Genomic DNA, 21,526 nt, shown 5'->3' with positions numbered 1-21,526 from the left:
ATGCGGTTGTGGAGGTCGGGGCGGCGCAGTTTGCCTGTGCTGTGCTCGACGATGCTCGTTTTGGCTGGTTGCGCCCAGTTCAACGATATTCAGTCGCAGCCGTTCACCACCGATCCCGCACGGCAACCTCCGCCGAGTTCGTCGCCGCCACCACCACCGCCGCTGCCCGACAAGCCATTCCCCAAGGAATGCCCCGCGCCAGGAGTGATGCAGGGCTGCCTGGAGAGCACCAGCGGCCTGCTCATGCAGCCTGACAGCAAGTCGGCTTTGGTTGCCGAGCGGACAACCGGCGCGGTCAAAGAGGTATCCGTCAGTGCCGAGCCCAAGGTGAAAACGGTCATCCCGGTGGACCCGGCCGGCGACGGCGGACTGATGGACATCGTGCTGTCCCCGACCTACACACAGGACCGGCTGATGTACGCCTACATCAGCACCCCGACCGACAATCGGGTCATCCGAGTCGCCGACGGCGACACCCCCAAAGACATCCTGACGGGAATTCCCAAGGGCGGCAACGGAAATACCGGCGCGCTGCTCTTCACCAGCCCAACCACGCTGGTCGTGCTGACCGGGGACGCGGGCAACCCGGCGATGGCCAACGACCCGGCATCCCTTGCCGGAAAGGTGATCCGCCTCGAGCAGCCGACCACGCTGCACCCCGCGCCGCCGACCACAGCGCTGAGCGGAATCGGCGCCGGCGGCGGCCTGTGCACCGACCCTGTCGACGGCTCGCTGTTCGTCCTCGACCGCGCACCCACCGCCGACCGACTACAGCGAATCACCAAGGACTCCAAGGTTTCCACCGTGTGGACGTGGCCGGACCGACCGGGCGTGGCCGGCTGTTCGGCGTTGGACGGCACCGTGCTGGTCAACCTGGTCAACACCAAACAGACGGTGGCCGTCCACCTGGCGCAGGGCACCGGCGCGGTCACCGGCCCACCCGACGTGGTTCGCCAGGACACTCACGGACATGCCTGGGCGCTGCGGATGTCGCCGGACGGCAACGTGTGGGGCGCGACGGTCAACAAAACCGCCGGGGACGCCGCGAAGCTCGACGATGTGGTGTTCCCGCTGTTCCCGCAGGGCGGCGGCTTCCCGCGGGCCAACGACGACAAGACCTAACGACTCACGCTTGGTGGCCCGGTGTCAGATCGGCGACATCGGAAAAGCTGACCAGGTCGTCTGTCGGCTCCTCGGCCGCTCCGGCGCCGGGCTCCAGCAAGTAGCCGATGTGATCGCCGAGGTCGACCCGCTTCAGCGTCTTGCCGACGAACCACGCCACCGCGTCGTCGAGAATCGGCATGGCGTGTGGGCCGGTGTGCCACGAGCAGTGATCGAACTTGTTGACCTGGTCCCCGGTTTGGCCGCCGAACAGGCGCGCCAGCCCGACGTGGCGGCGCTCCAGAACATGCACAGCCAGGTAGTCGGATCGCGCAGCCACACCGCAGGTGTGATTTACGCGCGAGATCCCAGCCAGAAATCGCGGCGGATGCATGCTGGTCTGGGTGGCGAAACCAACCAGGCATCCTGACATCTCACCATCGGCCTGAGTCGTCACCACAAACATCGTGTAGTCCAGCATCCCGACCAGCCGGTCGAACGATTCATCGCCCACATCGCCATCATGACTCAACCGCGATTCGCACGCTAGCGTGATTACGTTGCGCCAGGACTGCTTTCGCGGCCTCCGAATAGAAACTGTTCCACCAAAGCACTCACCAGCGGTGGGTTCTCCAACCCGGCCAGGTGGGCCACCCCGTCGAGCACCCGGACCGACGAGTTGGGGATGGCATCGGCCATCGCGATCGCTTCCCGCGGCGGAAAGGTCACATCCTCCGCACCGCCGACAACGAGCACCCGCGTCTTGATGGTGCCCAGCAGCGCCCGCTGGTCCGGTCTGCGCGGGACCACACTCTTCACCGCCCACGAGACCGAAGCGACGTCAACGGCTTTCAACGCCTTAAGCACATGCGCGACGACCTCGGGACGCTGCCGAAAGGTGGTCGGCCCCAGGAATGCCTTCAGCACAGGCCGATTCAGCAGCGGCCCCATCCCACCGGTCCACTTCGCCAGTGCAAGCAGGATCGCGAACTGCACCTTTTGGCGGATGCCGGCCCGACCCGCCGTGCAATTCATCAGCACCGCTCCCCCGATCCGCGCGGGATAGCTGGCGGCGAAAGTCCCGCCGATCATGCCGCCCCAGGAATTGCCGACGAAGTGAGCCTTGTCTATACCGAGCCCATCGAGGATGTCGACCACACAGCGGGCACAGTCGTCGAAACTGAACAGCTCCGTCAGCGGCTGGCTACCGCCCTGCCCGGGCGGGTCGACCAGCACCACCTGCCGGCGCGCGATGAGATCCCTGGCCACCCCGTGCCACATGTCACCGGTCATCAGCAGGCTGGGCCAGAAAACGATCGGTGAACCGGATCCCCCTACCTGCAGCCGAATTCGGCCGAGAACAGTGTCCACCGTCTGCTCGCGAAGCTGATCGCCGATGCTGGTCATCGTCGCCACGATACCCACGACTCAGGACCGGGACGCGCCGAGTCGTCGTCGAGCTCGCCTAAGCCGAGATCGACGGCAGCGCGAGAAAGTGGGAGAGCGATGCGCGCTGGTGTCGATCTGGGCGCCACCCTCGTCGGGTCAAGGCGCGGTATGCCCGACCGACGATGACGCCAGGACGATGTTCGGACACTACTCGGATGACGATCCAGCCTTGGTCGTCTGCTCGGCGAATTGATCAGCTTGTTCTAACTACAGGCTGCGAGCACCAGCTCGCGCACCCGCGCGGCGTCGGCCTGACCCTTGGTCGCCTTCATCACAGCGCCGACGATCGCGCCTGCCGCCTGCACCTTGCCGCCGCGGATCTTCTCGGCCACATCAGGATTGGCAGCCAGGGCTTCGTCGACCGCGGCCTGGATGAGTGAGTCGTCACGCACCACGGCCAATCCGCGCGCGGTCATCACCTGTTCGGGTTCACCCTCACCGGCGAGCACGCCCTCGACCACTTGGCGGGCCAGCTTGGTGGTCAGCTTGCCTTTGTCGACCAGCGCCACGACCGCGGCGACTTGGGCTGGGCTGATGGGCAATTCGTCGAGTTCGATGCCCGATTCGTTGGCTTTCTGCACCAGGAAGTTGCCCCACCAGGCCCGGGCCTGCTCGCTGGAGGCGCCTTGGTCGACGGTCGCGATGACCAGATCGACGGCGCCGGCGTTGACGAGATCGCGCATCACCTCGTCGGAGAGACCCCAGTCCTGCTGAATCCGCTTGCGGCGCAACCACGGTAGCTCGGGGATGGTTTCACCCAACCGCTCGACGAGCTCACGGCTGGGCGCGACCGGCTCCAGGTCGGGTTCGGGAAAGTAGCGATAGTCTTCCGCGGTTTCCTTGGTGCGGCCTGAGCTGGTGTAGCCGTCCTCGTGGAAGTGCCTGGTCTCCTGGATGACGCGGCCACCGGAGTCCAAAACAGCACCCTGACGCCGCATCTCGTAGCGGACCGCCACCTCGACGCTCTTCAGTGAGTTGACGTTCTTGGTTTCGGTTCGGGTGCCGAACTCGCTGGTGTCCTTCGGTTTCAGCGAGAGGTTGGCGTCGCAGCGCATCGAACCCTGGTCCATCCGCACGTCGGAGACGCCCAGCGAGCGCAGCAGGTCGCGCAGTGCGGTGACGTAGGCCCGGGCGATCTCCGGTGCCCGCTCGGCGGTGCCCTCGATCGGCTTGGTGACGATTTCGATCAGCGGCACACCGGCTCGGTTGTAGTCGGCCAGCGAAGTGGTCGCCCCGGCGATCCGGCCGGTGTCGCTGCCCAGATGGGTCAGCTTCCCGGTGTCCTCCTCCATATGGGCGCGCTCGATCTCGACCCGGAAGGTGGTGCCGTCATCGAGCGGGACATCGAGGTAACCCTGGACAGCGATCGGCTCGTCGTATTGGGAGATTTGGTAGTTCTTCGGCTGGTCCGGATAGAAGTAGTTCTTCCGCGCGAACCGGCCCCACGGCGCGATGTCACAGCTGAGCGCCAAGCCGATCCGGATCGCCGACTCGACGGCCGCCTCGTTGAGGACCGGCAGCGATCCCGGCAGGCCGAGGCACACCGGGCACACCTGAGTGTTGGGCTCGGCGCCGAACTCGTTGGCGCAGCCACAGAACATCTTGGTGGCCGTGGATAGCTCAACATGCACTTCCAGGCCGAGCACCGGGTCGTAGCGCGCGATCACGTCGTCGTAGTCGAGCAGCTCCGCCCCGGGCGCACGGGCGGCGCTCGCAGCAGAAGTCATGCGGTCGATCCTAATTGGTTACAGCGAACCGCTACGCGACGGGCCAGTTCGCAACGCCCACGTTTTATCGGCTCGATGCAGCTAGTGCGCTGGCGTTCCGATACCGCGTCTGGGGAACATGTCAGCCAAGGCAGCGGCCATCTCAAGATAGCCACGCCGGCTCCGCTTGCCCAGCCGCTCCAGAATTATTTCTTGGCCCTCATGCACGTGCCGATCGAACGGGAGATTCACCACACGTTTGGGGGCGAACTGGTCTGAAAGCTGCTGAAGCCGGTTGTTCACCGGGACGCTCGGCTTTCCTCGCTCAGTGTGGTTGATCGCCAGCACCGTCGACTCGAGCTGTCGCTGATACCCGTTTCTGGACAACCACTCAATTGTGGTTCGGGTTTTTTCGATTGCGTCGACGGAGGCATTGGTGACCACCACAAGGGCTCGCGATTCCAACAAAACCGCTTCCGTCACAGCGGATTTGAGCACTTTGCAACAGTCCATCAACACCACGGAGTAGTGATTCCGCAGTATTGAAAACGCTCTGAGGACGTCGTCACGCTCGATTAGCCAGTCGTTGTCTGAATAGTTCGGTAGCGCCAGCAGCTCCAGGCCGGCACGGTTGCGTCGGGTATACGCTCGCACGTCCGGATACCTCGTCACCGACCGATTGGCGAGCAAATCGAGCAGGGTCAGCTGGTTTTTGTAGCCATGCCGTTCGGCGATGTCTCCGGCGTCGACGTCCACGGCGATCACCCGGTCTTTGCGTCCATCGGCGAATGTCGAGCCAAGCGCCTCGACGACCGATGTTTTGCCGACGCCATCCTTGAGGTTCAGGACGGCGACGGGAAATGCGCTGCCTAACGGCGCCCGGGCCCGATCACGCAGTTCAAGCTCGTGGATCTCGCTTCTGCTCGGACCCAAATGGATTCCGGTCAGCCGGGTCAGCAAGCGTCGCCAGCTGAATTCAGGCGGCGCTTCGGTGGATGGGACTTCCAGGCTGTCAAGTGCGATTCTGCGCACCGGGCGCTGCCACGCAACCGGTGGCGTCGCTGCCTGCACTGCGGGAGCGGTGGTGGTCCCGATCGGCGGTTGAGCCGGCCATGGCAGCTGCTGATAGCCCGGATCGCCCGGGCGAGCTGGTTGTGGCGGCTGCCCGGGCAAAGGCCGGTGGCGCGGCGAGGGACTTTGCCGCACCGCCCTGGGCGGTGGTCTCTGAATGACACCGCGCCCGAAACCGCGGGAATTCATATGTTCCGCGATACCCCGCTTCAGAGCGTCGGAAACCAGGAAAATGCCTTGAGGTAGCCAAACGTAGATGGCATGCGGATGAATGCCGGGCAGCACCAACCTGAACAGCGGGTGCCGCACCTCGGGTTAGCCGAAGAACGCGGCGGCGTCGTCGTAACGGCCCTGTGGGACCAGCTTCAACTGGCGCACCGCGTCGGCCAGCGGTACCCGGCCGATGTCCTGACCCCGAAGCGACACCATCTGCCCGTATTCGCCGGCGTGCGCGGCATCGGCGGCGTTGACGCCGAACCGGGTGGCCAGCACGCGGTCGTAGGCGGTCGGCGTCCCACCGCGCTGGACGTGGCCGAGCACGGTCACCCGGACCTCTTTGTTGATCCGCTTCTCGACCTCGGCGGCCAACTGGTCGGCCACCCCGGTGAACCGCTCGTGACCGAACTCGTCAGTACCGCCTTTGCGCAGCTCCATCGAGCCTTCGGCCGGCTTGGCGCCCTCGGCTACGACGCAGATGAAGTGCGCGTCGCCACGCTGGAAGCGCCGCTTGACCAACCGGCACACCTCGTCGATGTCGAAGGGCTGCTCGGGAATCAGCGTCATGTGTGCGCCGGAGGCCAGCCCGGCGTTCAGGGCGATCCAGCCGGCATGCCGGCCCATCACCTCCACCAGCATCACCCGCTGGTGTGATTCCGCGGTGCTGTGCAGCCGATCGATCGCGTCGGTGGCCACCATCAACGCCGTGTCGTGGCCGAACGTCACATCGGTGCAATCGATGTCGTTGTCGATGGTCTTCGGCACGCCCACGACGGGGACGTTCTCTTCGGAGAGCCAGTGCGCGGCGGTCAGCGTGCCCTCACCCCCGATCGGGATGAGCACGTCGATGCCGTTCTCGTCCAGCGTGTCTTTGATCTGTTCCAGACCGGCCTTCAGCTTGTCCGGGTGGACGCGGGCGGTACCGAGCATCGTTCCGCCCTTGGCCAGCAGCCGGTCATTGCGGTCGTCGTTGGCCAGTTGCATGCGCCGGTTCTCCAGCAGGCCACGCCAGCCGTCCTGGAATCCGACCACCGACGACCCGTATCGCGAGTCACTCGTTCGCACCACTGCCCGGATTACGGCATTGAGCCCGGGACAGTCGCCACCGCCGGTGAGAATTCCGATCCGCATGTCTTTCATCTTGCCCCGAGGGAGCCGTTGCAGCAGCGGATCTCAAATGGCCGACGGCAGTGCTCCCCGGGCGGCCTCGTACGCAGCTCCTACCCGGTAGAGCCTGTCGTCGGCCAGCGCGGGTGCCATGATCTGCAGTCCGACCGGCAGGTTGTCGTCGTCGGACAGCCCGGACGGCACCGACATTCCACAGTGCCCGGCCAGGTTCAACGGCAGCGTGCAGAGGTCGAACAGATACATCGCCAGTGGGTCGTCGACTTTCTCCCCTAACGGGAACGCCGTCGTCGGCGTGGTGGGCGAAAGCAGCACATCGACGGATTGATACGCGGTGTCGAGGTCGCGCGCGATCAACGTGCGCACCTTCTGCGCCTGGTTATAGTAGGCGTCGTAGTAGCCGGCCGACAGCGCATAGGTACCAATCATGATGCGCCGCTTGACTTCCGGGCCGAATCCAGCAGCCCGGGTCAGCGCCATTACCTCTTCGGCGCTGTGTGTGCCGTCGTCGCCGACCCGCAGTCCGTAGCGCATCGCGTCGAAGCGGGCCAGGTTGCTCGATACCTCCGACGGCAGAATCAGGTAGTAGGCGGGAAGCGCGTGATCGAAATGGGGACAATCGACTTCGGACACGTCGGCGCCGAGCGCGGTCAACTGCTCGACGGCTTTGTTGAACGACGCCAGCACGCCGGGCTGATAGCCCTCGCCGCGCAGCTGTTTGACGACGCCGATGCGTACGCCTTTGAGATCACCTGCGGCGCCGGCTTTCGCGGCGCCGACGACGTCGGGCACCTCGGCATCGATCGAGGTGGAGTCGCGGGGGTCGTGTCCGGCGATCACCTGATGCAGAAGCGCGGTGTCGACGACAGTCCGCGCGCAGGGCCCGCCTTGGTCCAGCGAAGACGCACAGGCCACCAGGCCATAGCGCGACACCGTGCCATAGGTGGGCTTGACCCCGACGGTCGCGGTCAGCGCGGCCGGCTGGCGGATCGAGCCGCCGGTGTCGGTACCGATGGCCAGCGGCGCCTGAAACGCCGCAAGTGCCGCGGCACTGCCCCCGCCCGAACCGCCCGGCACCCGGTCGGTGTTCCACGGGTTGCGGGTGGGGCCGTAGGCGGAGTTCTCCGTCGACGAACCCATCGCGAACTCGTCCATGTTGGTCTTGCCGAGGATCGGAATTCCGGCCGCGCGCAGCCGCGCGGTCACGGTGGCGTCGTAGGGCGAACGCCAGCCCTGGAGGATCTTCGAGCCGCAGGTGGTGGGCATGTCGACGCTGGTGAAGACGTCTTTGAGGGCCAGCGGAACCCCGGCCAGTGCGGAGGCCGGCTGCTCACCGGCGGCCAGTGACGTGTCGACAGCGGCCGCGGCCGACAGCGCCGCGTCGGCCGCGACGTGCAGGAATGCGCCATACCGCTGATCTGTCGCAGCAATCTGGTCCAGGTAGGCCTGGGTGACCTCGGTCGACGACAGCTCCTCGGCGGCGATTTTCGCGGCCAGCGTCGCCGCGTCCAGCCGGATGATGTCCGTCATTGCGGTTCCCCGAGGATCTGCGGGACAGCGAAGCGACCGTCGACGGCTTCGGGCGCCTCGGCCAGCGCCTCCTGCTGGGTCAGGCACGGCGCGGTCTGGTCAGGGCGGGTGACGTTGACGGCCTTGAGCGGGTTGTCGGTCGGCTCGACGCCGGTCACGTCGACCGCCTGAATCTGGCCGACATGAGTCAGGATGGCGTCGAGCTGGCCGGCGTAGTGGTCCAGCTCATCGTCGGTCAACGCCAGGCGAGCCAGCCGGGCCAGATGGGCCACCTCGTCACGAGAGATCTGGGACACGACTGAAAAGCCTAGCGAGCAGGCCACTGGCGTGACGCCTGGCATCCGTCGAAATGCCGAGCAGGCGTCGCTGTGCAACAGTGTGCGCGTGTCCTCGTATCTGCTGCGGGTTCAGCTGGCCGACCGGCCGGGTAGCCTCGGCTCGCTGGCCGTGGCCCTGGGATCGGTGGGCGCCGACATCCTGTCGCTGGACGTCGTGGACCGCGGACCCGGTTATGCGATCGACGATCTCGTGGTCGAACTGCCGCCAGGGGGAATGCCTGACAGGCTGATCACAGCCGCCGAGGCACTGCAGGGTGTGCGGGTCGACAGCCTGCGGCCACACACCGGGCTCCTGGACGCGCACCGCGAGCTGGCGCTGATCGACCACGTCGCGGCCGCCGGCAAGACCGCGGCGAAGCTGAAGGTGCTCGTCAACGAGGCGCCGCAGGTGCTGCGGGTGAGCTGGTGCACGGTGCTGCAGAAGTCCGGCGACGGATTCCACCGCATCGCCGGCAGTCGCGGCGCGCCAGAAACCGGGTTGACCGATATCCCGTGGATGCCGATCGAGCACGCCACCGCCCTGGACGCAACCGAGGATTGGGTGCCACAGCTGTGGCGGGAGCTGGACACCACCCTGATCGCGGCTCCATTGGGCGCCCCCGAGACCGCAGTCGTGCTCGGCAGGCCCGGTGGCCCGGCCTTCCGGCCCTCGGAAGTCGCCCGGCTGGGATACCTGGCCGGGATCGTCGCAACCCTTTTGCACTGAACGCCCCGCCAGATGGGGTATTCATCGGGGGTGAACCTGCTCACCGACGCCCAGATCGCCGCTATGTCACCCGCTGAGCGGCGCGAGCTCATCCAGCGCCTCGAGCGACCCCTGTCCGAGCTGTTGCCGCTAGAGGTGGCGCACCGGATCCGCTGGGGCTGGCTGGGGATCATGACCGGCGGGACGCTGGTGTTGATTCCGTGGATCGTGTTTCTGGCCTTCGCGCTGCCCGACGACTACCTGGTGCACGATTGGACGGCAACGTGGGTCGGGTTCGACCTTGTTCTGCTTGCTCTGATGGCGGCAACCGTGGTCTTCGGCATGTTGCGCCGACAAGTGATGCTGTTGACCGCATTTGCCACCGGCATGTTGCTGATCTGCGATGCCTGGTTCGACCTGATGACCGCCGGACCCAGAGACTTTCAGATGTCGGAGTTCACGGCGGCGATGTGTGACCTGCCACTGGCCGCGATCCTCATCACCGGCACGCTTCGACTGTTCCGGTTTACCGCGATCCGCATGTGGCTGCTTGAGCCGAAGACCCCGCTGTGGCGGTTGCCGCTACTTCCCTGACTCAGAAGGGCCTTCCGCCAAAAGCTTTCGGAATCCGTCCTCGTCGAGGATGGGCACGCCGAGCTCGACGGCCTTGTCGTACTTCGATCCGGGGGAATCGCCGGCGACCACGTAGTCGGTCTTCTTCGACACCGAACCGGCGGCTTTGCCGCCGCGGGTCAGGATCGCCTCTTTGGCATCGTCGCGGGAGAAGCCGGCCAACGAGCCGGTGACGACGATCGTCACGCCCTCCAATGTTCGCGGCACGCTGGCGTCACGCTCGTCGGCCATCCGCACCCCGGCCGATCGCCATTTGGCCACAATCTGGCAATGCCAGTCGACGGTGAACCACTCGGTCACCGCATCGGCGATGGTCGGACCGACGCCTTCGACCGCAGCCAGCTGTTCGGTCGACGCTGAGGTGATCGCGTCCAGGCTGCCGAACTCGGTGGCCAATGCCCTTGCCGCGGTTGGCCCGACGTGGCGGATCGACAACGCCACCAACACCCGCCATAGCGGCTGCCTCTTGGCGGTGTCCAAGTTGGCCAGCAATCGCTTGCCATTGGCCGACAACGCGCCGCTTTTGGTGGTGAACAACTCCGTGCGCAACAGGTCGTCTTCGGTGAGGGCGAACAGATCACCCTCGTCGTTGATCACCTTCGCTGCGAGTAACGCAGTCGCCGCCTCGTAGCCGAGCCCCTCGATGTCGAACGCGCCACGACCGGCAACGTGAAACACCCGCTCACGCAGCTGCGCCGGGCAGGACTGCGAATTGGGGCAGCGGATGTCGGCATCACCCTCCTTGGCCGGAGCCAATGTCGTACCGCATTCGGGACATGTTGTGGGCATGACGAATTCGCGTTCGGAGCCATCACGCAGGTCGACGACAGGGCCTAGCACTTCGGGGATCACGTCACCGGCCTTGCGGATCACCACCGTGTCGCCGATCAGCACCCCCTTGCGCTTGACTTCGGCGGCGTTGTGCAGAGTCGCCAGCCCGACCGTCGACCCGGAGACGGTGACCGGCGTCATGAACGCAAACGGCGTGACCCGCCCGGTCCGGCCCACGTTGACCCGGATGTCGAGTAGCTCGGTCTGAACTTCCTGCGGCGGGTATTTGTAGGCGATCGCCCACCGCGGGGCACGCGACGTCGAGCCGAGCCTGCGCTGCAGCGTCACGTCGTCGACTTTGACCACCACACCGTCGACTTCGTGGTCGACGTCGTGGCGGTGTTCGCCCCAGTAGGCGATCCGCTCGAGCGCGCCGGCGGCGTCTTGCACCCGGGTGGTGTGGTCGGAGACCGGCAGCCCCCATGCGGCCAGCGCCAAATATGCGTCGTGCAGCGTCGCCGGTCGATAGCCCTCCACATGCCCCAACCCGTGGCAGATCATCCGGAGCTTGCGCCGGGCAGTGACGGCGGGGTCCTTCTGCCGCAGCGACCCCGCGGCGCTGTTGCGCGGGTTGGCGAACGGCGTCTTGCCGTCCTCGACGAGCGCGGCGTTGAGCGTCTCGAAATCGGCGAGCCGGAAGAACACTTCGCCGCGCACCTCAAGAACGTCGGGCACCGGGTAGTCGGGGCTGGGGGTCAGGCGCTCGGGCACGTCGTCGATGGTGCGCGCGTTGAGCGTCACGTCTTCGCCGGTGCGCCCGTCACCGCGGGTCGCCGCGCGGACCAGCCTGCCGTTGCGGTACACCAAAGCCAGTGCGACACCGTCGATCTTGAGTTCGCAGAGAAACGGAACGTCCGCACCGACGTCGGCTCGAACGCGGCCCGCCCACAGCTCGAATTCCTCAGCGCTGAACACGTTGTCCAGCGACAGCATGCGCTCCAGGTGCTCGGCCGAGGTGAAATCGGTGGCGAAGCCGGCGCCACCGACGAGCTGCGTCGGCGAGTCGGGTGTGCGCAGCTCGGGATGCTCCTCCTCGAGAGCGGCAAGACGGCGCAACAGCTTGTCGAAGTCCGCATCGGAGATGATCGGCGCATCACGCACGTAGTAACGGAACTGGTGTTCACGCACCTCGTCGGCCAGTTCACGCCAAGAACGACGGACGTCGGGCGGAACCGGATCAGCTTCTGCCGAACTCACCTTCGCAGGCTATCGGAGGACGCCGACAGCTCAGTCCGCGCAGCCCCGTGAGCCGGCTAGTCGCGATAGAGGTCCGGGAACGCCGACTTCAGCTCGCCCAGCTTGGGCAGGTCGTTGGCGACGATGTACGGGTTGTTCGGATGCAAGTCGAGGAAATTCTGGTGGTAAGCCTCCGCCGGGAAAAACGGAGTTTGCGGCGCGACGGCAGTGACGATCGGTGCGGGGAATGAGCCCGCCGCGCTCAGCTGGGCGATGTAGGCATTCGCAATCTTTTGCTGGGTGTCGTCCTGAGCAAAGATCACCGAACGGTACGACGGGCCCACGTCGGGTCCCTGACGGTTGAGCTCCGTCGGATCCTGCACGACGGCGAAAAAGATCTGCAACAGCTTCCCGTAGCTGACCTGGGTCGGGTCATAGGTGATGCGCACCGACTCGGCGTGCCCGGTGGTCTCGGTGGTGACGGCGTCGTAGTTAGCCGTGGCGGCATCTCCGCCGGCGTATCCCGATTCAGCGGATGACACCCCTTTGACATGCTGGAAGACGCCCTGCACACCCCAGAAGCAGCCACCGGCCAGGACCGCGGTCTCAGCCTTGGGTCGCCCCGTCGCCGGCTCGTCCAGCGTGGGTGCCGGAATCGCGCTCGCCGCCGTCCCGCTCGCGGCCGGCATCACCGGGCCACGGACCACGAGGAAAGCCGCCGCGGCCAATCCGATCACTGCCAGCCATGACGTCAGGACCGCCCGCTGACGGGTTTTGCCATTCATGTGCGTGTTGTCCTCTTCCCGGAGACCGCCAGGGTATAGCAGTTATTCAAACGGCGTCGCGGTCGAACTGTCGGCCGCATTTGAAGCACGTTGCCAGACAACCAGACGTTCAATCCTCGACATAGGCTCGCAACCGGTCGATCGCGGCGTCCCAGCGGCGGGAGAGCTGATTGAGGTAGTCGCCCGCATCGATCAGCGGTCGAGTCTGCAACGTCCAGATGCGCTCGCGCCCACGCCGGCTGCTGATCACCACCCCGGCCGCCTCCAGTAGCTCCAGGTGTTTCGTCGCCGCCTGTCGGGTGACCGAAACCGCTTGAGTGACTTGGGAAGTCGAGCTCGGCCCGCCATCGCACAGCCGGACCACAATGCGCAGCCGGTTCGCGTCCCCCAGCGCGTCGAATACCGGCGCCGCTGCGAGCGTCGCGGTCACACCCGCTGCCCCAGGCTGAGGTACTTGCGCACCAGTTCGGTCTGCTTGGCCCATCCTCCGCTGTTGGCTTCGAACGCATCGGCGCGGCGGCTCTCGGGGAGAGCCTCGAATCCGGACTCGACGATCCTGAGCAGCACACCGTCGGCCGTCTCCGACAAGGTGAACTCGACCAGCGTGGTCGGCTCGTTGCCGTAGTCGACGCCTGCGTCGATCGCGAACGGGTGCCAGCGGTAGGCGAATCGCCGCGGCGGTTCCACCGCGACAATCTGCCAGCTCGCCCTCGCCCCAACATGCGGCCGCTGCATCTCCGCGACCTCCTCGTCGACCGTGGTTCCGGTGATCGTCGCGTTCACCGATGTACCGGCGACGAACGGCCCGTCGATGCGGACGCCAAACCATTGGCCGAATTCCTGCGAGTCGCTGATCGCCCGCCAGACCCGGCCCAGCGGTGCGCGTAAGACCACTTGCTTCTCGATGCGATCGTTGTTCATATGCAACCTCCTGGTTGCTTATCAGCACACCATGCCCGGCGGCAACATGCAACCCTTTGATTGCTCTTTTTAGCGAGTCGCCAGATGGCGGCGGGATCTTCGGCGACGGGCCTCGGCCCGTCCGCCGGGCCAAGCCCGTCCGAACGCGGTGCTCGACTCGGCCCTGATGGCCTCAGCAATGAAAAGAATTCATGGGACGGATCATCCGATCCGGGACGGCCCTGGGGCGTGTCGACCGTGACCGAAAGTTGGTTAGGCGGCAAGGACTCGCTTGGCGGCTCTGCGTCCGGCGACCACTGCCGACTCTTGCGAGGGTAGGGCCATGTAATCGCCTGCCATCTGGACTGGGGCGTCGACCGGATAGTTGTCGAGGAATTTTTGCAGGGCTTTGTAGTAACCAACGTCGGCTTGGTTAGCGGCATACTGCCAACGCTTGAGGCGAGCACCTAGATAGTGGTCGCGAAGCTCAGGGAACAGCCGCTCGATCAGTTCCCGCGCCGTGATCGTCAGTCGATCCTCGCTCCAATTCATCGAGTCAATAGCAAGTTGTTCAGGGAAAAACGCCGTGATAAGGCTCGCTCCTGCCGGGGCGCGATCAGGTGCCTTGACATGTTCGAGGAACAGGCTGCTGATCTCGACGGAAGCCTCTCTTGGCACCATCACAAGGAACGGTTCTTTCTCAGTACGTCTGGAATACCTGAGCTGCAGCGAGCAGCAACCTGAGTCCATCGACTTTGAAAGTACCTCGGTTCCAAGCGCTTTCAGCGGTTCATATATGTCGACGGCGGTTCGCAATGGCGTGGCAACCACGCATGCGTCTGCGTGTTCGCAGCCGGCAACCCCGGCCTCGTTCTGGTAATGGACTTCTACTCCATTGTCAGTATTTAGGACTTGGGTGACCGGCGACCTGAGACGCACGTCGAGCTTCTCGGCCAATATTGACGGCAGGAGCTGCAAACCGCCTTCTAGCGTCTGCATCTTCCCCGACGCAGTAACCGCGCCCGCGAGAAATCCGACGACCGACGCCTCGCCCGGAGAGCTGGACACCATCGAGCGCGTGACGCCGTCGATTATCAAGTCGTTAAGCTCGCGTCCAAATATTCGGTCGATATAAGCCTCGATCGACTCGGTGTCGTAGTGGACACGATTGCTCAGGTCATACGGGTTCATGCCAGATAGCGGCTTGATCAGACGCACCCCGCGCGCTATCAACCGCAACTTCGCAGCGGACGGCAAAAGCTTGGTGGTCAAAAAAGACCGAAGAGGCTTGCGCGTATCGAGAATATGCAGGTCGCTGCCTTTCACCACTGCCATCAGAGGCGGGCAGTCAATCACCTTGTCCGATAAGCCCACGTCGCGGACAAGCTCCATATATTCGGTGTAGTTGTCGGTCACGATGGTGGGTCCGACATCGAACAGGAAGCCATCTTCAAACTCAGACAACACCCGGCCCCCGACACGGTCCAGGGCTTCTAACACCGTGACCTGGCAGCCCTGCTCATGTAGCCGATAGGCAGCGCTCAAACCGGCCAACCCGCTACCGACGATGACGACACGCTTCATAGCGGCTTCTCCTCAGCGCCCTGCGGGACTACGTGATCGTAGCGAGCAGGGCGGCTATTAGGTGGGCAACCGACTCGTCGGCGCGACGCTGGTTTCGTACTCGTGACGCCGCAGTATTGCCGCACCATTTGAGAAACCAACAACGTTAGATATGAGACAGACGGAACGGGTCAGCGACGCCATAACGGTCCACTCGCACCGCCGCGTATGGCTTGCGCTCTGAATTGCGATACAGCGACCGAAGGCAACGCATCCCACGTTCGACCGTCTAGCGTGCGACCGTCGCGCTTGGTAGATCAGGGGAGGCACGGATTGGTTGCCCTGCTCAGATGGCGTCGGGATCTTCGGCGACGGCCTCGGCCGCCTGCCGGGCCAAGCCGATCGCCACGCGGGCCCATTCCGGAGTCGCGGCGGCCAACCCACACGCCGGAGTGATGCCGATGCTTTTCCGCAGCGCCGAACGCCCGAAGCCGAGCCGGTCGGTGATGGCCACGACGCCGGCGGCGACCTCCTCCACCGCGGGCCGGCGCGGTGGAGGACTCGACGACACGACGCCCAGCATGACGACACGCCCCGATTCAACGAACTCGGCTATGGCGTCCAAATCGCCGGCCTCCAGCGTCCCGGCGTCCACCGATACCGCACTAATATGGCTGTGCTGCAACACTTCCCATGGGATCGCCGTGCCACAGCTATGCACCGACACCTCCGCGCCCGCGGCGGCCACACAGGTGTCGAGCAGGGTGGTGGCCACGCTCTCCTCGAGAGCCGCCACCGGGCTCAGCGAGGTCACACCGGTCAGCCGGCCAGCGACCGCCGCGGGTAGCGACGGCTCATCGAACTGCACCACCACCGGAGTATCGAGCCGACGGGCTACCGAGGCCCGATGCACGGCGACCCCTTCGGCCAGTGAAGCGGCAATGTCGTGCAGGGCACCGATGTCGGTGATCGCCCGATGCCCATTGGACAGCTCCAACTGGGCCGCCAGCGTGATCGGACCCGGCGCTTGAATCTTGACGGGCCGCCCGCTCCCCCGCAAACCCGCGATCTCCCAAGCCTCTTCCAGCGCATCGATGTCTTCGTCGAGCAGGCTGGCCGCCCGCCGCGACACCGCACCGGGCCGGGCCACCACCCGATAGCCACGGGGCACCGTGTCAATGGCCACGTCGATCAGCAGCGCACCGGCACGGCCGATGATGTCGGCGCCCACTCCGCGGGCGGGCAACTCGACAAGGTGGGCCATCGCGGCGCTCAGCTCGCCGACCACAATCTCGGCTGCCGGTCGCGCGGCGGTACCGGGCCACGACCCGGTGCCGGTAGCGGTTGCGAAAACACTCACCGGCCAACCGTATTCGACTGGGTCCCCGGCTCACCGAGCCGGGGACCCAGTCCGCGATTAGGCTGGCGAACCAGGGAAAGAGGCTGACAATGATGGCGCGACGCCTGATGCTGTGTGCTGCGGCCCTGCTGGCCGCGGGATGCACCCACATCGTGGGCGGGGCCGCGGTGCCCGGATACGGTGCAGCACCGAACCTTTCGGGTGTCGACGTCAACCGGGTCCTGCTCGACCAGTCCCGCATGCAGGCGATAACCGGTGGCGGCGAGCACCTCACCATCATCCCGTCGATGGACGGCGACTCCCCGGTCGACATCGACGCCCTTGCCCCGAGCGCGCCACCGGAGTGCCGCTTCGTCTACGCCGACAGCGCAACCTTCGGGCCCGACATCGAGACGTTCCACAAAACCACCTTTCAGGATCCGCCGCACGGCGGTCTGATCTCGGAAGGCGCTGCCGCCTACCGCGACGCCGCTACCGCCCGTCACGCATTCAGTGCCCTGGTGGGAACCGTTCGCCACTGCGCAGGCAGCTCTGGCGGTTCGAGGTTCGTCGGTACCTGGGAGTCCGACGAACAGTCGCTGCAGACCCGCCCCGGCGACTGCGGGCGCGACTATCTGCTCAAGGCCGTGGTCCTGATCGAGGTCACCTTCTGCGGATTCCCGGATTCGGTGTCCACGATCGTGATCACCAACATCGCCGCCAACGTGCCGGGCTGACGCAGGGACCGCGTTACGACGACGATCCGGTGATGGTGGCGCTGCCGAGCACTTCGTCGCCGTCGGGGTCACGGCGATACATCACCAGCGTCTGCCCCGGCGCCACGCCGCTCAGCGGCGTGCGCAGTCGCACCGCGAGCTCATCGCCGGCCAACTGGGCTACCGCGTCGACGGCCTCGCCGTGCGCACGGACCTGGACCGCGCATTCAACGGGTCCGGCGGGTGTGGTGCCCGCGGTGAAAACCGGCCGGTGACCGGTCAGCTGCCAGATCTCCAGGTCGGCCACCGAGCCGACCTGGACCGTGCCGCTGTCGGCGTCGATCGCGGTGACGTAGCGCGGCCGGCCGTCGGGGCCCGGGCCCGCGATGCCCAGACCCTTGCGCTGGCCGATGGTGAAACCGTGCACACCGTCATGGGTGGCCAACACCGCGCCGCCCTGGTCGATCACCGAGCCGCGCCGCACCCCGATGCGCTCGCCCAGGAAGGCCCGGGTATCGCCGGATGGAATGAAGCAGATGTCGTGGCTGTCCGGCTTGTCCGCCACCGCCAGTCCCCGCCGGGCCGCCTCGTCGCGGATCTGCGACTTGGGGGTGTCCCCGATCGGGAAGGCCGCATGGCGCAACTGATCGGCGGTCAGCACGGCGAGCACATAGGACTGGTCCTTGTCGGCATCGACGGCCCGCCGCAGCTGCCCACCGGCCAGCCGGGCGTAGTGACCGGTGGCGACCGCGTCGAACCCCAGGGCCAGTGCGCGCGCCGATAGGGCGGAGAACTTGATGCGCTCGTTGCACCGCACACATGGATTGGGGGTTTCGCCGCGCGCATAGGACGACACGAAATCGTCGATCACGTCTTCTTTGAACCTGTCCGCGAAATCCCAGACATAGAACGGGATTCCGAGCACGTCTGCGACCCGCCGAGCATCACCGGCGTCTTCTTTGGAACAGCACCCCCGCGAGCCGGTGCGCAAGGTGCCCGGGGCCGGCGACAAGGCCAGGTGTACGCCGACCACGTCATGACCGGCGTCGACCATGCGGGCTGCGGCGACCGAGGAGTCGACGCCACCGCTCATCGCAGCGAGCACCCTCATCGCGAAACCCCCGCGGTGGCCAGGGCGGCTTGCCGGGCACGGGCCACGGCGCCGGGCAGTACCTGCAGCGCGGCGTCGACATCCGCCTCGACGCTGGTGTGCCCCAACGACAATCGAAGCGACCCCCTGGCGCTGACCGGGTCGGCGCCCATCGCGATCAATACGTGCGACGGCTGCGCGACTCCCGCGGTGCAGGCCGATCCGGTAGAGCACTCGATCCCGTTGGCGTCCAACAGCATCAGCAATGCGTCGCCTTCGCATCCCTCGAAGGTGAAGTGCGCGTTGCCAGGCAGCCGGCGCGAGCCGGTGGCGCCATTGAGGCGGGCGTCTTCGACGCCGGCCAGCACACCGTCCACGAGTCGGTCGCGCAGCAGTCGTAGCCGCGTGCTGTTGACCTCCAGCCCGTCCACGGCAAGCTGCATCGCCGTCGCCATCCCAACCGCACCAGCGACATCGGGTGTGCCGGAACGGATGTCGCGCTCCTGACCACCGCCGTGTGACAACGGCATACAGTCGACGTCGCGCCGAAGCAGCAGCGCACCCGCGCCGGGCGGGCCGCCGAACTTGTGGGCGGCCACACTCATCGCGGACAACTGGCTGGCCGCGAAACCGACCGGCAACTGGCCCACCACCTGAACCGCGTCGCTGTGCATCGGCACATCGAATTCGGCTGCGATGGCAGCGAGTTCGGCGATCGGCATGATGGTGCCGACCTCGTTGTTGGCCCACATCACCGAAACCAGCGCTACGTCGTCGTGGTGTTCCAGAGCGTCACGCAGCGCAGCAGCCGACACAGCACCGTCGGCAGCCGTGGGCAGCCAGGTGACCTCGGCGCCCTCGTGTTCGGCGAGCCAGTTCACCGCGTCCAGCACGGCGTGGTGCTCGACTTCGGTGGTGATGATGCGGCGGTGGCTCGGCTCGGCGTCCCGGCGCGCCCAGTAAATACCTTTGACGGCGAGGTTGTCGCTCTCGGTGCCGCCGGCGGTGAAGAGCACCTCGGACGGACGGGCCCCGAGCTTGGCGGCGATCAGCTCGCGGGATTCCTCCATGCGACGCCGGGCGACCCGGCCGGTGGCGTGCAGCGAGGAGGCATTACCGACGGTGCTCAGGACGGCCGTCATCGCCTCGACAGCAGCGGGGTGCATCGGGGAGGTGGCAGCGTGATCCAGGTAGACCATGACCTGCCCAGGATAGCGAGCGCCCCGCGAAGGTCAGGACGCCAGCACCGACGACCGCTGCCCATGACCTGGGTGCGGCGCCGATGTGACGCGGATCGCGGCCTGACAGCGCCGGGCCAGCTCGCGCCGATCGTTGCCCGGAAGCTGCAGCGACTCGACGTAGATCCGGGCCACCGTGCGACGGGCGACCATCAGCCGGCCGATCGAATGCAGCAGCGTGTCGTCGCCGATGTAGGCCGGAACGGTCGAGACTTGGCCATCCCGGTGCTGGTAGCGCAGCCGCAGCGGCTGGACCGGTCGGCCGGTGTCGACGGCGGCCTGGAACATTGCCGGATAGAACGGCCCCGAGCCCTGGTGGGTCCGCCCAGAGCGGCCGCACCAAGTGGTGCCCTCGGGGAACGCCACCACCGTGTGGCCCGCATACAGCCGGGCGGCGACGGTGGCCACCACCTCGGGAAGCTGGCGCAGGCGGCCACGCTCGATCGGAATGACCTTGACGATGCGCGCCATCATCCGCACCGCGACATTGCCGGCAACATCGGCGCGGGCGACAAATGACAGCGGCGATGCCCGCCACCGGCTCGACGGCAACGCGGCGCCGATCGTCAGGATGTCCAGCCAGGACATGTGGTCGCTGACCACCAGCACCCCGGGCAGGTTGCGGATCGGCCCGCCCGCGACCGCGGTCTTGACGCCGAGGCACCACAGCAACATTCGGCAGTAGATCTGCCTCGACTTCGACCAACCCGGTATCACTCCCGCCAACAGCGGCAACGCCGGCGCCAACAGCAACAACAATCCGATCCGCCGCGCGACCCGCAGGGTCACGATCAGCCGCCGGGTCGCGTCATATCCGCCGGCGCGCAAACAGTCGGTATTGCAGGTCGCCCGGGGCAGCCAGGCGTGGTCGCGGGACAACGGAGCGCTCATCAAGCCACCCGGCCCGCTGCCTCGGTGGCCGCCGACACCGACCGGAGTCGCCGGAGGTAGCGGGTATCGGCCTGACGCTTGTCCAGCAGCGCGGGGAAGTCACCCACGCCGAAGTCGGTGTCGTGGGCCGGCTCGCCGCAGATACGCGCACCCAGCCGCAGGTAGCCGCGCATCAGCGGCGGTATCACCGGCCGCGAGGGCGGCTCGATCTCGTCGAGCGAGCGTCCGTCGATGACCACCGGCCGGTGCGGATGCACCTGGTAATCGGCCGGAGCGGCGTGGCGTCGCGACACGAAGTCGCGCACACCGCGAATCTGGCTGCCCGGCGGTCCGCCGTCCCCGGCCACCGGCACCGATACGCAACCGGTCACGTAGTCGTAGTCGCAGTGGTCTAGGTAAGCCAGGATTCCGGCCCACATCAGAAGCACGACAGCGCCGTTGCGGTGATCCTTGTGAACCACCGCACGGCCCATCTCGACCATTGACGGCCGTAGCGAATCCAGCGCTCGGATGTCGAATTCCGTTGCGGTGTAAAGCCCTCCGGCGGCGATCGCGCCGGTCGGGGAAAGCATGCGATAGCAACCCACCAACTCGCCGGAGTTGTCCTCGCGCACCAACAGGTGGTCACAGTGCTCGTCGAAGCGGTCGACGTCGAGGCCGTCGCCCTGCCCGATCAGTGCGAAACCCGGCTCGCTGCTGAAGACGTCGTAGCGCAGCCGTTGCGCTGCCTCGACTTGAGCGGGATCAGTGGACAACAACAGGGAATAGCGCGGCTCGGCCGACGAACGCGTCCCCGGGGCCGGTTTTTCAGCGGCGATGAGGACCGACTCAGTGCTCATGCCACCACAGTTGCGTTGTTGATCAGCTAATTGGCATCCGAGCCGTAACGTGTCCGTGCACGGTAGATGACGATGTCCCAGCGGCAATTCGAACAATGAGCTGCATTTTGGCGTTGCCCAGGTGAAAAAATTGGTTGACTATTCAGCCGTGACCTCTGGCAGCAGCGCAGATACGTTCGATCCCGATGCGCTGCGGACGAAGTACGCCGAGGAACGCCAGCGGCGTCTGCGTTCCGACGGCATCTCACAATATGTCGAGATAACCGGGGCATTCACCAAGTTCGGCGAGGATCCGTGGGCCGAC

General features: G+C 66.1%; 21 protein-coding genes. 4 read left to right on the top strand and 17 right to left on the bottom strand.

All coding sequences use genetic code 11. The annotated features are described in order from the left end of the window. On the top strand, window positions 1-1,122 hold the full coding sequence (locus VGH54_RS14610) for a PQQ-dependent sugar dehydrogenase (protein WP_414688712.1): 1,122 nt from the start codon (window positions 1-3) through the stop codon (window positions 1,120-1,122). 4 nt (window positions 1,123-1,126) lie between these two features. Here VGH54_RS14610 and VGH54_RS14605 read toward each other — a convergent pair whose 3' ends face one another. The 7 genes from VGH54_RS14605 to gatC form a co-directional block, all read right to left on the bottom strand. Continuing rightward, window positions 1,127-1,582, bottom strand: coding sequence for a flavin reductase family protein (locus VGH54_RS14605; protein ID WP_331512761.1), 456 nt, complete (start codon window positions 1,580-1,582; stop codon window positions 1,127-1,129). Between the two features lie 74 nt (window positions 1,583-1,656). Beyond that, complete coding sequence (locus VGH54_RS14600; protein ID WP_331512752.1) at window positions 1,657-2,508, bottom strand: alpha/beta hydrolase; 852 nt, start codon at window positions 2,506-2,508, stop codon at window positions 1,657-1,659. 245 nt (window positions 2,509-2,753) lie between these two features. Then, the gene (gene gatB / locus VGH54_RS14595) at window positions 2,754-4,277 is read right to left on the bottom strand and encodes an Asp-tRNA(Asn)/Glu-tRNA(Gln) amidotransferase subunit GatB (RefSeq protein ID WP_331512751.1); all 1,524 of its coding nucleotides are present in this window, start codon (window positions 4,275-4,277) and stop codon (window positions 2,754-2,756) included. Between the two features lie 81 nt (window positions 4,278-4,358). Further along, window positions 4,359-5,288 (bottom strand): MinD/ParA family protein, encoded by a 930-nt coding sequence (locus VGH54_RS14590; protein WP_331512749.1) that lies wholly within the window; start codon window positions 5,286-5,288, stop codon window positions 4,359-4,361. Between the two features lie 354 nt (window positions 5,289-5,642). Continuing rightward, a complete protein-coding gene (locus VGH54_RS14585) occupies window positions 5,643-6,674 on the bottom strand; it encodes an ATP-dependent 6-phosphofructokinase (protein WP_331512747.1) in 1,032 nt (343 codons plus the stop codon). Between the two features lie 42 nt (window positions 6,675-6,716). Further along, entirely contained in the window at window positions 6,717-8,198 is a 1,482-nt protein-coding gene (gene gatA / locus VGH54_RS14580; protein ID WP_331512744.1) for an Asp-tRNA(Asn)/Glu-tRNA(Gln) amidotransferase subunit GatA, read from the bottom strand. Beyond that, window positions 8,195-8,494: an Asp-tRNA(Asn)/Glu-tRNA(Gln) amidotransferase subunit GatC gene (gene gatC, locus VGH54_RS14575; RefSeq protein WP_331512743.1), complete on the bottom strand. Its 300-nt coding sequence runs from the start codon at window positions 8,492-8,494 to the stop codon at window positions 8,195-8,197. Before gatC ends, gatA begins: the two co-directional genes overlap by 4 nt. Window positions 8,495-8,582: 88 nt before the next feature. On the opposite strand from gatC, the gene VGH54_RS14570 reads away from it, so the two are divergent. Both VGH54_RS14570 and VGH54_RS14565 read left to right on the top strand, forming a co-directional pair. Continuing rightward, window positions 8,583-9,242 (top strand): amino acid-binding protein, encoded by a 660-nt coding sequence (locus VGH54_RS14570; RefSeq protein WP_331512759.1) that lies wholly within the window; start codon window positions 8,583-8,585, stop codon window positions 9,240-9,242. Between the two features lie 12 nt (window positions 9,243-9,254). Further along, window positions 9,255-9,815 (top strand): hypothetical protein, encoded by a 561-nt coding sequence (locus tag VGH54_RS14565; protein ID WP_331512742.1) that lies wholly within the window; start codon window positions 9,255-9,257, stop codon window positions 9,813-9,815. Here the strand turns inward: VGH54_RS14565 and ligA are convergent. The 6 genes from ligA to VGH54_RS14535 form a co-directional block, all read right to left on the bottom strand. Next, the gene (ligA, locus tag VGH54_RS14560; RefSeq protein ID WP_331512741.1) at window positions 9,804-11,882 is read right to left on the bottom strand and encodes an NAD-dependent DNA ligase LigA; all 2,079 of its coding nucleotides are present in this window, start codon (window positions 11,880-11,882) and stop codon (window positions 9,804-9,806) included. The two genes, VGH54_RS14565 and ligA, sit on opposite strands and share 12 nt — an antisense overlap. Before the next feature lie 56 nt (window positions 11,883-11,938). Beyond that, window positions 11,939-12,646: a peptide-methionine (S)-S-oxide reductase MsrA gene (gene msrA, locus VGH54_RS14555; protein WP_331512739.1), complete on the bottom strand. Its 708-nt coding sequence runs from the start codon at window positions 12,644-12,646 to the stop codon at window positions 11,939-11,941. Between the two features lie 109 nt (window positions 12,647-12,755). Continuing rightward, entirely contained in the window at window positions 12,756-13,076 is a 321-nt protein-coding gene (locus tag VGH54_RS14550) for a metalloregulator ArsR/SmtB family transcription factor (RefSeq protein ID WP_331512737.1), read from the bottom strand. Then, window positions 13,073-13,567, bottom strand: a complete 495-nt coding sequence (locus tag VGH54_RS14545; RefSeq protein WP_331512735.1) for an SRPBCC family protein — start codon at window positions 13,565-13,567, stop codon at window positions 13,073-13,075. Before VGH54_RS14545 ends, VGH54_RS14550 begins: the two co-directional genes overlap by 4 nt. A 252-nt stretch (window positions 13,568-13,819) precedes the next feature. Further along, complete coding sequence (locus tag VGH54_RS14540) at window positions 13,820-15,130, bottom strand: NAD(P)/FAD-dependent oxidoreductase (protein WP_331512734.1); 1,311 nt, start codon at window positions 15,128-15,130, stop codon at window positions 13,820-13,822. Window positions 15,131-15,455: 325 nt separating this feature from the next. Then, on the bottom strand, window positions 15,456-16,469 hold the full coding sequence (locus VGH54_RS14535) for a methionine synthase (protein WP_331512733.1): 1,014 nt from the start codon (window positions 16,467-16,469) through the stop codon (window positions 15,456-15,458). An 83-nt stretch (window positions 16,470-16,552) separates the two neighbouring features. On the opposite strand from VGH54_RS14535, the gene VGH54_RS14530 reads away from it, so the two are divergent. Beyond that, a complete protein-coding gene (locus tag VGH54_RS14530) occupies window positions 16,553-17,185 on the top strand; it encodes a sensor domain-containing protein (protein WP_331512758.1) in 633 nt (210 codons plus the stop codon). 13 nt (window positions 17,186-17,198) lie between these two features. On the opposite strand, the gene mnmA is transcribed toward VGH54_RS14530, so the two are convergent. The 4 genes from mnmA to VGH54_RS14510 are packed head-to-tail and all read right to left on the bottom strand — an operon-like array spanning window position 17,199 to window position 21,222. Beyond that, window positions 17,199-18,275, bottom strand: coding sequence for a tRNA 2-thiouridine(34) synthase MnmA (mnmA, locus tag VGH54_RS14525; RefSeq protein ID WP_331512732.1), 1,077 nt, complete (start codon window positions 18,273-18,275; stop codon window positions 17,199-17,201). Further along, a complete protein-coding gene (locus tag VGH54_RS14520) occupies window positions 18,272-19,453 on the bottom strand; it encodes a cysteine desulfurase family protein (protein WP_331512731.1) in 1,182 nt (393 codons plus the stop codon). The genes mnmA and VGH54_RS14520 overlap by 4 nt, the downstream gene beginning before the upstream one ends. A gap of 33 nt (window positions 19,454-19,486) precedes the next feature. Further along, the gene (locus VGH54_RS14515; RefSeq protein ID WP_331512729.1) at window positions 19,487-20,383 is read right to left on the bottom strand and encodes a lysophospholipid acyltransferase family protein; all 897 of its coding nucleotides are present in this window, start codon (window positions 20,381-20,383) and stop codon (window positions 19,487-19,489) included. Beyond that, window positions 20,383-21,222 carry a GNAT family N-acetyltransferase gene (locus VGH54_RS14510; RefSeq protein WP_331512728.1) on the bottom strand — a complete coding sequence of 280 codons (840 nt, stop codon included), beginning with the start codon at window positions 21,220-21,222 and terminating at the stop codon, window positions 20,383-20,385. The genes VGH54_RS14515 and VGH54_RS14510 overlap by 1 nt, the downstream gene beginning before the upstream one ends. Window positions 21,223-21,526: the final 304 nt, after the last annotated feature.

The organism is Mycobacterium sp. (assembly GCF_036488105.1).
Classification (GTDB): Bacteria; Actinomycetota; Actinomycetes; order Mycobacteriales; family Mycobacteriaceae; genus Mycobacterium.
The sequence above is the reverse complement of the archived record's forward strand: the minus strand, read 5'-3'. Positions and strand labels throughout refer to the sequence as shown.

Coding starts and splice junctions, on each gene's coding strand:
- VGH54_RS14610 (WP_414688712.1), top strand. CDS start 1: ATGCGGTTGTGGAGGTCGGGGCGGCGCAGTTTGCCTGTGCTGTGCTCG.
- VGH54_RS14605 (WP_331512761.1), bottom strand. CDS start 1,582: ATGCTGGACTACACGATGTTTGTGGTGACGACTCAGGCCGATGGTGAG.
- VGH54_RS14600 (WP_331512752.1), bottom strand. CDS start 2,508: ATGACCAGCATCGGCGATCAGCTTCGCGAGCAGACGGTGGACACTGTT.
- gatB (WP_331512751.1), bottom strand. CDS start 4,277: ATGACTTCTGCTGCGAGCGCCGCCCGTGCGCCCGGGGCGGAGCTGCTC.
- VGH54_RS14585 (WP_331512747.1), bottom strand. CDS start 6,674: ATGCGGATCGGAATTCTCACCGGCGGTGGCGACTGTCCCGGGCTCAAT.
- gatA (WP_331512744.1), bottom strand. CDS start 8,198: ATGACGGACATCATCCGGCTGGACGCGGCGACGCTGGCCGCGAAAATC.
- VGH54_RS14565 (WP_331512742.1), top strand. CDS start 9,255: ATGGGGTATTCATCGGGGGTGAACCTGCTCACCGACGCCCAGATCGCC.
- msrA (WP_331512739.1), bottom strand. CDS start 12,646: ATGAATGGCAAAACCCGTCAGCGGGCGGTCCTGACGTCATGGCTGGCA.
- VGH54_RS14545 (WP_331512735.1), bottom strand. CDS start 13,567: ATGAACAACGATCGCATCGAGAAGCAAGTGGTCTTACGCGCACCGCTG.
- VGH54_RS14540 (WP_331512734.1), bottom strand. CDS start 15,130: ATGAAGCGTGTCGTCATCGTCGGTAGCGGGTTGGCCGGTTTGAGCGCT.
- mnmA (WP_331512732.1), bottom strand. CDS start 18,275: ATGAGGGTGCTCGCTGCGATGAGCGGTGGCGTCGACTCCTCGGTCGCC.
- VGH54_RS14520 (WP_331512731.1), bottom strand. CDS start 19,453: ATGGTCTACCTGGATCACGCTGCCACCTCCCCGATGCACCCCGCTGCT.
- VGH54_RS14515 (WP_331512729.1), bottom strand. CDS start 20,383: ATGAGCGCTCCGTTGTCCCGCGACCACGCCTGGCTGCCCCGGGCGACC.
- VGH54_RS14510 (WP_331512728.1), bottom strand. CDS start 21,222: ATGAGCACTGAGTCGGTCCTCATCGCCGCTGAAAAACCGGCCCCGGGG.